Source organism: Desulfobulbaceae bacterium (assembly GCA_013792005.1).
Taxonomy (GTDB): domain Bacteria; phylum Desulfobacterota; class Desulfobulbia; order Desulfobulbales; family VMSU01; genus VMSU01.
The window spans coordinates 1-10,367 of the sequence record VMSU01000031.1; the positions used below are offsets into that span (position 1 = coordinate 1).

9 protein-coding genes are annotated in these 10,367 nt (G+C 48.7%); 4 read left to right on the forward strand and 5 right to left on the reverse strand.

Features of this window, described 5'->3' with window-relative positions:
- Positions 1–224: 224 nt before the first annotated feature.
- From ileS to fabD, 3 genes are all read left to right on the forward strand, one after another.
- Positions 225–3,011 (forward strand): isoleucine--tRNA ligase, encoded by a 2,787-nt coding sequence (ileS, locus tag FP815_01765; protein ID MBA3013663.1) that lies wholly within the window; start codon positions 225–227, stop codon positions 3,009–3,011.
- Between the two features lie 5 nt (positions 3,012–3,016).
- Positions 3,017–3,490, forward strand: a complete 474-nt coding sequence (gene lspA, locus FP815_01770; protein ID MBA3013664.1) for a signal peptidase II — start codon at positions 3,017–3,019, stop codon at positions 3,488–3,490.
- Between the two features lie 73 nt (positions 3,491–3,563).
- Entirely contained in the window at positions 3,564–4,511 is a 948-nt protein-coding gene (fabD, locus tag FP815_01775; GenBank protein ID MBA3013665.1) for an ACP S-malonyltransferase, read from the forward strand.
- Between the two features lie 60 nt (positions 4,512–4,571).
- On the opposite strand, the gene FP815_01780 is transcribed toward fabD, so the two are convergent.
- The 5 genes from FP815_01780 to FP815_01800 form a co-directional block, all read right to left on the reverse strand.
- Entirely contained in the window at positions 4,572–5,600 is a 1,029-nt protein-coding gene (locus FP815_01780) for a hypothetical protein (GenBank protein MBA3013666.1), read from the reverse strand.
- 218 nt (positions 5,601–5,818) lie between these two features.
- Positions 5,819–7,063, reverse strand: a complete 1,245-nt coding sequence (locus FP815_01785; GenBank protein ID MBA3013667.1) for a GGDEF domain-containing protein — start codon at positions 7,061–7,063, stop codon at positions 5,819–5,821.
- 20 nt (positions 7,064–7,083) lie between these two features.
- Positions 7,084–7,533 carry a D-tyrosyl-tRNA(Tyr) deacylase gene (locus FP815_01790; GenBank protein MBA3013668.1) on the reverse strand — a complete coding sequence of 150 codons (450 nt, stop codon included), beginning with the start codon at positions 7,531–7,533 and terminating at the stop codon, positions 7,084–7,086.
- Between the two features lie 15 nt (positions 7,534–7,548).
- On the reverse strand, positions 7,549–8,325 hold the full coding sequence (locus FP815_01795) for a 16S rRNA (uracil(1498)-N(3))-methyltransferase (GenBank protein MBA3013669.1): 777 nt from the start codon (positions 8,323–8,325) through the stop codon (positions 7,549–7,551).
- A 109-nt stretch (positions 8,326–8,434) separates the two neighbouring features.
- Positions 8,435–9,421, reverse strand: coding sequence for a 50S ribosomal protein L11 methyltransferase (locus FP815_01800; GenBank protein MBA3013670.1), 987 nt, complete (start codon positions 9,419–9,421; stop codon positions 8,435–8,437).
- A gap of 47 nt (positions 9,422–9,468) precedes the next feature.
- Between FP815_01800 and larB the strand changes: the two genes are divergently transcribed.
- Complete coding sequence (gene larB, locus FP815_01805) at positions 9,469–10,227, forward strand: nickel pincer cofactor biosynthesis protein LarB (protein ID MBA3013671.1); 759 nt, start codon at positions 9,469–9,471, stop codon at positions 10,225–10,227.
- Positions 10,228–10,367 lie beyond the last annotated feature (140 nt).

The window sequence follows — 10,367 nt, forward strand, 5'->3', positions numbered from 1 at the left end:
ACTGCGTCCCCGTCCAACACCAGCGGGGATTGAACTGAATTGCGTGGCGGTTTTGTTCGTTCGGCATACCATGTGTATAGCCTCTCTTACAAAATATACCCCGTGCCTTGTATGTCGGCCCTTTTGCTTAGCCATCCTGTTACTTTTTGTGAAATTGTCCAGGGTGGGCTTTATTTTTTTTGTTATTCTTCCGCGTGTATGCGTTCTGCCAGGAGTCCTAGATTATGGATTACCGTTCCACTCTCAATTTACCCGAAACCAAGTTTAAAATGAAGGCCAGCCTTGCCCAGCGGGAGCCGGAATTTTTGCAAAAATGGGAAGACGAAGGTCTGTATGCCAGGGTTCAGGCTGCTACAGCCGGCCGGCCGACCTATATTTTGCACGATGGCCCCCCTTATGCGAATGGTCATATCCATATCGGGCATGCCTTGAACAAGATTTTGAAGGATATTATCCTACGTTCGAAAAGGATGGCTGGGTTTCATTGTCCGTATGTGCCGGGGTGGGATTGTCATGGCCTGCCAATCGAACATAATGTCGATAAAGAGCTTGGTGGCAAGAAACGAGAGATTAGTAAGCTCGCATTTCGGGGGGCATGTCGTGAGTATGCAAGGAAATGGGTCAAGGTTCAGGGGGAGGAGTTCAAGCGTCTTGGCGTGTTGGGTGACTGGGGGCAGCCGTATCTGACTATTGATTTTAATTATGAAGCGGCTACTGCCCGCGAGTTTAACCGATTTCTCACCACAGGGGCAGTCGTCCGTAGCAAAAAGCCGGTGCATTGGTGCTCTTCATGCAGCACTGCCTTGGCTGAGGCTGAGGTCGACTATGCGGATCATAAATCCCATTCAATTTATGTGAAATTTCCGTTGCCCGGGAGCTTGGCTGAAATATCATCTTCCCTGGCAGGGTACAAGGTCTTTGTAGTGATCTGGACGACAACGCCATGGACCTTGCCTGCCAATCTGGCTGTGGCAATGCACCCTGATTTTGTCTATGCCGCAGTCAAGGTGGGTGCTGAAGTGCTGATCATGGCCAAGGAGCTGGCTCCTAAGGTGCTTGAGGCCTTCGGTTTGAGTGGCGAGGTGTTGGCTACCTTTTCCGCTAGTGCTCTGGAGGGGAAAAAATGCCGTCATCCTTTTGTTGATCGAGAGTCACTTTTAGTCCAAGCCGATTATGTGACTCTGGACTCTGGTACTGGCTGCGTCCACACCGCCCCTGGGCATGGTCGTGAGGACTATCTCACTGGACTTCGCTATGGGCTTGAAATCTTGGCCCCGGTCGACAGCAGGGGGGTCTTCACAGAGGAGGCGGGTCCCTATGCCGGGCTTTCGATTAATGATGCTAACCCGCTTATCTGTGAACACCTTTCCCAACGAGGGTTGATGTTGGGCCAGGGTAAGGTTGCTCATAGTTATCCGCATTGCTGGCGCTGCAAGAAGCCGGTGATTTTTAGAGCCACGGAACAGTGGTTTATCTCGATGGAGGAGAATGGTCTGCGCGATAAGGCCTTGGCCGCAATCAGCACGGTTAATTGGACCCCGAAATGGGGTATGGAGCGAATTTATGGCATGGTGGCCTCGAGGCCCGATTGGTGCCTTTCTCGGCAACGTGCTTGGGGGGTGCCGATTACGGCGATTCTGTGCCGTACTTGTGGGAAGGTGCAGAATGATGAGACGGTCAACGCCCGGATCGATGAATTGTTTTTACAGGAGGGGGCTGATGCTTGGTACGCCAGGGATGTCAATGAATTCCTTAGCCCGGGATCAGTGTGCGGGCATTGCGGTTCGGCGGAATTTGACAAGGAGGAAGACATCCTCGATGTCTGGTTTGATTCCGGGACTAGTCATGCTGCCGTGCTGGAGAGGCGCAGTGATTTGTCTTCGCCCGCGGATCTATATCTTGAAGGCAGTGATCAGCACCGGGGATGGTTTCAGAGTTCGCTGCTGGCCTCAGTCGGCACCAGGGGAACGGCGCCCTATCGGGGTGTTTTGACCCATGGATTTGTCGTTGATGAAAATGGGCGCAAGATGTCGAAGAGTGTCGGTAATGTGGTTGCACCAGAGAAAATCATTAAGCAGAATGGGGCTGAGATCCTTCGGTTGTGGGTCGCTTCAGAGGATTACCGTGATGACATCAAAATCTCGGATAAAATCTTGAGCCATCTCTCTGATGTGTATCGTAAAATCCGTAATACTATTCGTTATCTGTTAAGTAATCTTAATGACTTCGATCCGTTAACCGATAGGGTGGGCTATGCTGAGTTGCCTGAAATTGATCAATGGGCACTGTCACAGCTTGAGGGGTTGCGTGAGCGGATTGTCGGGGGGTATAACACCTTTGAGTTCCATCTCATTATCCAGACCTTGCAGAATTTCTGTGCAGTGACAATGAGTTCCTTTTATCTCGACATTCAGAAGGACAGGCTTTATACCGCTATGCCTAAAGCCCATGAGCGACGAGCTGCGCAGACGGTGTTCTATGAGTTGGTGGATGGTATTTTGCGGTTGATGGCTCCGGTCTTGTCGTTTACCGCAGCTGAGGCGTGGGAACATCTGCCGGCCAGCGAGCGTGAATCCGACGTGGCCATGGCCGCTTTTCCTGTTGCTCGTCCGGAGTGGCGACAACCCGAGTTGGATAAAAAATGGGAACGCCTGATTTTGGTTCGCAGGGAGTTGACCAAGGCCTTGGAGCTTGCGCGTGCGGCCAAGGTGATCGGTCATTCCCTTGAGGCTCATGTTACTGTGGCTGTTTCTGGGGAATTGGCAGATTTTATGACCGAAAACTGGGTGACATTGAAGAGTGTCGCCATTGTTTCCGAGTTGAGCCGTGCCGATAGCTTGGTTGGGGATGTCTACATTAGTGAGTTGCCTGGACTTTCCGTGGCGGTGGCGCCCGCCTGTGGGGATAAGTGTGAACGGTGTTGGACTAGGTCGGTGAGTGTGGGCGAGAACGTCGGGCATCCAACTGCCTGTCAACGTTGTCTTGCCGTATTAACTGAAATGGGATTGTGAGAGGTATGCTGGCAGCGGGGATCATTATAGCGGTTGTTGTTTCTGATCAGTTAACCAAGGCCTGGATTATGGCGAATTTTGCCGAATATCAGTCCCTTGAAATCATTCCCGGCCTTTTTAGTCTTACGTATTTGACTAATCGGGGGGCGGCTTTTGGTTTCCTGAACGGGGACCATGGCGCTTGGCGCCATGCTTTTTTTATTGGTGTGGCCGTGCTTGCTATGGTTATCATGCTCGTTTTTTTGCGGCAGATGCAGAAGGAGGGGAAGTGGTCTGTTGGGGCGATTGCTTTGATCTTTGGGGGGGCGGCAGGGAACCTTATTGATCGGCTGCGCTTTGGAGCAGTGGTGGACTTTCTTGACTTTTATTGGACTACCCATCATTGGCCGGCTTTCAATGTCGCTGATTCAGCGATTACCATTGGCGTGGGAATTTTCTTGATCTTGAATTTCTTACGACCACATACCGCTGGGGAGTAGAAGTTGATGGTGTGGGATATTATATTTTGTCGAAGATAAGCCTGAAGAATAGGCGAGTAGGAGAGGCGTTGATATGACAATAAGGAAAATCGCAGTTCTCTTTCCTGGCCAGGGATCTCAGTATGTCGGGATGGGGCGGGAATTTGCCGAGTCTGATCCTGAGGCCATGGATATTTTTAATTTGGCGGATTTGGTATGCGGCAAGGAGTTGAAGAGGTTGTGCTTTGAAGGGCCGTTAGAGGAATTGACCATGGCTGCTAATCTTCAGCCTGCCTTAACTGCTGTCAACTTGGTATGCTGGCAGGCGTTAAGGAAGGCTGGTGTTCAAGTTGATTTTGTTGCAGGTCATAGTCTTGGTGAGTATGCAGCGCTCTGTGCTGCCCAGGTGTTAGGGGTTGAAGACACCTTGCGCATGGTAGCTCATCGGGGCAGGGTTATGGGGATGGCAGGGGTGCGGAATCCTGGTGGTATGGTCGCAATTCTTGGATTGGGCATGGCCGAGATTAAGGCTATTCTTGCTGAGGTGGATCAACCGGATTCAATCACTATTGGGAACTACAACTCTGAACAGCAGTTTGTCTTGTCTGGAGCAAAAGGATCTCTGGCAAAGGCTGCTGATCTGGCGCTATCCAGGGGGGGGAAGGCGGTTCATTTAAATGTTAGTATCGCTAACCATAGTCCGCTCATGAGTTCTGCTGTTCCTGAGTTCGAACAGGTATTTGCTGGTGTTACGTTGGATCGGCCGTCTATCCCTTTAATCTTTAATGTTACAGCTAAGACCGAAGAAGACCCTGAAGAGATTCGGGCAATCATGTCTCGACAAATTGTTTCCATGGTCCGTTGGCAGGAGATTATTGCGGGTCTGGTAGCGTCAGGAGCTAATATCTTTATTGAAGTTGGTCCTAAGAAGGTCTTGTCCGGTCTTCTAAAGCGAGCCCTGCCCAAGGGTGAAGGACACCGTTGTTATCAGGTCGATTCTCCAGAGACGCTACGGCTGTGTCTTGCCGAGGTCGCGCCGTAAGTTTCTTGCCTCAGGCAGTTTTATGGAAAGTGCTGACTGTTGAGTTAAGTGTGGGTGCTGTTATTGTGCCGGCTTCGGTGTTGTTGAGGGGGGGTGGGGGTGATCTTTAAGTCGGGGAAGGGGGGTGATGACTTCTTTGGCTTGGCCTGTTGTGGTGTATAATCCCCAGTAAGCCTCTTTGGTGTGATTCCCAGGAAATTCAGTGGCCATAAGAGCTGGCTTCCATGGGGTGTCGAAGGCCTCGAAGTAGGCAAAACCTAAGGTCGGAGAGGACGGAAAACGGTTTGTCAGTTCATTCCAGAATCGAGCTTGGCCTGCTTGAGAGTATCCTTGTGCCGCTTCTCCCGAGGGGAGACCGGTTTCTTTGATCAGGACGGGCAAGCGGTACGCAGTTTGTAGTTCTTTTATTATATTGAGCACCATGGAAACACCATCCTCCAGTTTGTTTGGAGTGAACCATTTTTCAAATACCGGGTGGATATTGGGCATCAGCAGGTCATGGGACCTGAAGAAGTCTGAATATTCCGGAGTGAGGTATAGATAGAAAGGTTCCGATGTTGTCACGGGTAAGCTCGGCGCCATCTTTTTTATCCGTATTATGGCCTGTTGGACATCCACTGTTGTGTACCGCTTGGTGTAAATACCCTCGTTGCCGACAACCACGGCAGAGACAAGGTCAGGATATTTATGGAACGCCTGGAGTACATTATTGATCTCGATCTCTGAGGATGGGTCCCAAATACCCATGATTACAGAGCGGTATTTGAGATTGCTCGCTACCTCCGCCACGTGTTCGACACCGTTAATTGCCGAATAGGTAATTACGCCATTGAAATATGGGTGCAGTATTTCAAGATCTTTCCTGATGCCTGATCGTGTGCCAGGCGACACCTTCTCTCCCTTAATTGAAAAGCTTCGCGGTGTGTAGGCGATAAATCGGCTCTCTTGAATTGAAACAGGAAGGCTAATTTTGTTGTCGGCTCGCGCCTGTTGAAAGCTGACAATCCAGGATAGCAGGACCGTTATCAACAGAGCAAGGAGGCACTCGGGAATATTGATTGTTATTTTTGGTGGCAATAAAGTGGGCATGAGAATTCAACCCGCATGTGAGGGGTGAGGGAATTAGATCTTATGGTTTCGTGGAGAGGTAAGGGGAGGTTGCTGCAGGGGGTGACGAAACCTGCAGCAACCTTTTTGAGGTTACCCACTTATGTGAACAGATGCAATTGCTTTATTGTGTAGCGGACGAGAGGGTTGTTACTGTGCCTGTTATTTCAGGGTGACTCCTTTGGGGAGTAGCTGTTCTGTCATGACTGAATTTCTCTAAATCGCACAACTCGATTTTTCCCTTGCCCCTTGGCGTGAAATAGAGCGAGGTCGGTATTATGAAATAATGACTCGGCTCCATGGGCAGTATGTTGATCAGCTTGTAGTTCAGCAACTCCAAGGCTGATGGTGACCCTGATTCCTTTTTGAATAACCTCCCCTTTTTCATTGCGAATTAGAAAATTGTAATCTTCAACAGATTTTCTAATTATTTCAGCTAGAAAAGTAGCTTTTTCTTCTTTTACACCTGGCATGATGACAGCGAATTCTTCCCCTCCAAAACGGGCGGTGTAGATCTCTCCAGGCATATTGTTTGTGTAGTCATGGGTGCAATGCCTGATGATTTTTGCTACTGCCACCAGGGCTTGGTCTCCAACTTGGTGGCCATATTTGTCATTAAATAATTTGAAATTATCAATATCAAGGACAATGAGAGAGACAGGTAGTGCCCGTTGCCAGGATTTTTCGATTGAATCTGTTATGAACTCATCAAAAGCTCGGCGATTGTAAAGGTTTGTCAAGCTGTCCGTACGACATAATTGATCAAGTCGAGCCACGTCCTGATCCATACTCCTTATCAGATCTTTAAACGCGACTCGGAGGGAGGCGATGACTTTTTCCGGGTCCTGCCCCATGGCTAATGCATTGACTGTGCTTTCTTCGAGGTCCTTGATGTCTCCTCGACGATAGCGAAGTGTTGCTTGGAATTCCTGAAGGAGTTTTTGTGATTCAGTCAGGGTCAGCTGGATTTTTTTGATATAGGGAGCTGAGAAGATTTTCTCATTCTTGTCCATAAGTTCCGCAAATTTTTCATCAGTGAATTGTTTCTCAATGAATATTTTTGTTAGCAGTGATTGGAGTTGGCCTTTTTGCTGGTGGTTTAAATAGTCATGGTAGCTGAGGCCCCGCATGTACATGACCAGGGATCGCCACTTGTTGTCTCGAGGGACACCCGCGTTGTCCAGAATGATACACATTTTTTCAGTGCATGAAAAATCACAATGATCCCGAGTCGTTTGCATATTCTCTCCCGTCTGTTTTCCGTTTTTAATGTACGACAATGTGTTATTGCCGTTATCGTTGGTCACATAATTAGCAAGGGCTGTGCCACAAAGAAGTCGGGAAGTGGTGGGAGGTGGAAACTCATTTTTTGCTGCATGAAATGCCAGGATAGTGCAAAGTGTGGGTGGCAGGATGTATGAATTTGGTACTTTTGTATGCACCATGTGAATACTTTGGGATTCACCTAGGGGGTTTTGTCGGTATCGAGAATAATGGTAACTGGACCTTGGTTTGTTAGGTGGACCTCCATCGTGGCCTGGAATTGGCCACAGGAGACAGGACGACCGAATTTTTTTATGTATTCTACGAAATAGAGATAAAGGTGTTTGGCTGTTTCTGGGGGGGCTGCTTGATTGTATGAGGGACGCCTCCCCTTTCGGCAGTCTCCAAATAATGTAAATTGTGACACTACTAAAATTTCTCCGTCAACATCCTTGACAGATCTGTTCATTTGTCCGTTGTGATCCGGAAATATCCTTAGTTCGGCAATTTTTTCGGCTAGGTAGTGAGCTTCCTTTTCGGTATCCAAACGGCCGATTCCGAGGAGGATAAGGAGTCCTGATCCTATAGAGCTAACAACGTGTTGATTAACGGAGACTGATGCTTGGCTGACGAGTTGGATGATTGCCTTCATATATTTGTATGGTATCTATGAAATCGTTTGAGGAGGAGTCGAGTCTGTGAATTCGATTGGACATTCGGGCTGGTTTAAATTGCCCAGGAGAAATTGAATAATCGATATGGCGGTAATGGCTGCTGTTTCAGCGCGAAGGATTAGTGGGCCTAGGGTTTTTGGGACGAAACCCTGTCGGGTTGCGCCCTGCACCTCAGATTTGGAAAAGCCACCCTCAGGTCCTATCAAGATAAGAACGTGGCCATCAAGTGGCGTTAGTTGTTGAGGAAGGGGAGCGGGTGAGCTGTTTTCCCAGAAAATAAATTTGGTTGTTGATAGGTTGGCTTGGAAAATGAGTTGATCAATGCTGATAGTAGGAAGGCAGATCATAGGGGTCGGCCTGTTGCATTGCTTGCAGGCCTCTAGAGAGATGCGTTGCCAGCGGTCGAGCTGTCCGTTTGGGACAGTCTTGATGTCGCAATGCTGAGAGATAATTGGTTGGAAAGTTGAAACTCCTAACTCTGTAGCTTTCTGGACTATCAGGTCCATTTTTTTTCCTTTTATTACGGATTGAGCCAAAGTGAGAAATGGCGCTTTTAACTGATGATAACTCCTTTTGGTTATCTTGGCCTTGATAGAGGATTTGCTGACAGTGGAGATCTCTACCTGATAAACAAGACCAGTCCCGTCGAAAAGTTCAATAACATTTCCTGGTTTAAGCCGGAGGACGGTGCTTATGTGGCGAGCTTCTTGGTCAATGATGGTGGTGTTATCACCAGTAATCAAAGTTGGATCAATGAAAAAACGACGCATATTGATTTTGTGTAAATAAGGTTAGTGATTATGGTGGAATCGTTTTGGTGAGCGCTTTTTGAGAGCACCATAACAGGATAGTTCAGAAATGATGCTCGATTGAGTGTCATTATGCCATTTGACTGAAGAGTAGAGCGGTCCACTCTCCATCGGAATTTTCTTGGGTAAGGACAAGACCGAGACTGCTATAGAGGTTTTTGATAGCATCGGTCTGGGAGCCGGTGAGGATGCCGGAGAGTACGATTCTTCCCCCTGTGGTAAGTCGAGCAAGGATTTTTGGTGCGAGTAAGGTTAAAACGTCCTGGGTGATGTTAGCAATGACGAGATCGAAAAGCCCATCAATGTCAGATAAGTCATGTGGGTCGATAGTCATGAGTGTCTCTAGGTGGTTCATGTTGATGTTGTCGGATGCCGCAGTGCGTGCGTCGATATCGTTGTCAATGCCAATGACGGTTTTCGTTCCCAGAAGAGCGCAATACATGCCGAGAATGCCGGTTCCTGTCCCAATATCCAGGACTGTTGCAGGACGCTTGGTCGTAAAGGATTCATCTATGAGTTGAAGTGCGAGTCTCGTACTGGCATGGAGACCGGTTCCGAAGGCCATGCCAGGATCCATTTCCAGGATGAGTTCATCGGATTGGGGCTCATAGTGTTCCCAGGTTGGTTTGATCACTAGGCGTTTGGTAAGCTTGAAGGGTTTAAAGTGTTCTTTCCAACGGCTATTCCAGTCTTCTTCTATTATTCGTTCATTGGTGAGTGATGCCGGGGCAGAGTCGGAACCCTTATTGTTTAGCGAATTTAAAAAGTCGTGAATTGTGCTGATAACTGGGGTAGGATTTTTCTCTTCAGGGAAGTAAGCGGTTATCTCCTCGCGGCCTGTGTCTGGTTGTCCTGGGGCGTTGCATTTTTGTTCAATTCCGCTGGTTGTAAGACTGGCCATGAACGCTGAGGCAGTGTCTGCAAACTGAGATGGTACATTTATAGTGATCTTATGCCATGCGCGTGGCGGACGGTGGGTGAAACTCGATTGCGGGGGCATGTAGGCTCCTGTGGGAATTGTTTTGTTTGGGTGGGTGGAGTTCTTTATACAATTCATTACATAGCACGGGATATCGTGTTGAGGCAAGTTTTGCGAGGAATCTTATGGATCAAAAACGGTTGAAAAAAATATTGCTTGAGGTCAGAGGAGGGGAGTTGTCCGTTGATGGGGCAATTGATATTCTTAAGGGCTGGCCGTCTGAGGTGATTGATGGTGCTTGTTTGGATCATCATCGCCAACTTCGTACAGAAATTCCAGAAGTCATTTATGGGGAGAATAAGACCACCCGGCAGATAATTGATATTGCCACCCGGATGTTACGCCATGGCTATGCTGTTATGGCAACGAGGGTCGATGCCGTTAAGGCGGATGAGGTCTGTCAGGAACTCCCTGAGCTGACCTATTCTTCCATAGCTCGAATGTTGACTGCCAGGAGAGCCAATGAGACCGAGGATAAGGGGCGGGGAGTAGTTGCTGTTCTCGCTGCTGGGACATCGGATCTTCCGGTTGCCGAGGAGGCGTGCGTGACCCTCTCCTGTCTCGGGCATCGTGTTGACAGGGCCTTTGATGTTGGAGTTGCTGGTATCCATCGACTCTTTGCTCATAAGGACTTACTGAGTAGCGCTGCTGTGTTGGTTGTTGTAGCCGGGATGGAGGGGGCATTGCCTAGCGTTGTTGCCGGGTTAGTAGATACTCCGGTAATTGCTGTCCCTACCAGCGTGGGTTATGGCACGGGATTGGGTGGCGTTGCGGCCCTGATGGGGATGCTGAATGGATGTGCTCCGGGGATAGCTGTTGTCAATATTGATAATGGCTTTGGTGCCGGATGTATGGCCGCAGCAATTAATAGAAGAGACCGTTGAGCAATTATTTTTTATCGTTTTACAAAAAAAGAACCTAAAGAGAGTAAGTTAAGGAGCGAGGAAGTAAGAGGATAAAAAAGAGATTGACAGGGTGATAGAGTTGGGCTAGATTGCCGCCTTTCCAAGCGGGTCCGCGAGGG

What these genes read in the sequence shown, in the direction of transcription:
- FP815_01800 (MBA3013670.1), bottom strand. Translation starts at nt 9,421, where the DNA reads ATGAATTGTATAAAGAACTCCACCCACCCAAACAAAACAATTCCCACA.
- ileS (MBA3013663.1), top strand. Translation starts at nt 225, where the DNA reads ATGGATTACCGTTCCACTCTCAATTTACCCGAAACCAAGTTTAAAATG.
- FP815_01785 (MBA3013667.1), bottom strand. Translation starts at nt 7,063, where the DNA reads ATGGTGCATACAAAAGTACCAAATTCATACATCCTGCCACCCACACTT.
- FP815_01790 (MBA3013668.1), bottom strand. Translation starts at nt 7,533, where the DNA reads ATGAAGGCAATCATCCAACTCGTCAGCCAAGCATCAGTCTCCGTTAAT.
- FP815_01795 (MBA3013669.1), bottom strand. Translation starts at nt 8,325, where the DNA reads ATGCGTCGTTTTTTCATTGATCCAACTTTGATTACTGGTGATAACACC.
- FP815_01780 (MBA3013666.1), bottom strand. Translation starts at nt 5,600, where the DNA reads ATGCCCACTTTATTGCCACCAAAAATAACAATCAATATTCCCGAGTGC.
- fabD (MBA3013665.1), top strand. Translation starts at nt 3,564, where the DNA reads ATGACAATAAGGAAAATCGCAGTTCTCTTTCCTGGCCAGGGATCTCAG.
- larB (MBA3013671.1), top strand. Translation starts at nt 9,469, where the DNA reads ATGGATCAAAAACGGTTGAAAAAAATATTGCTTGAGGTCAGAGGAGGG.
- lspA (MBA3013664.1), top strand. Translation starts at nt 3,017, where the DNA reads ATGCTGGCAGCGGGGATCATTATAGCGGTTGTTGTTTCTGATCAGTTA.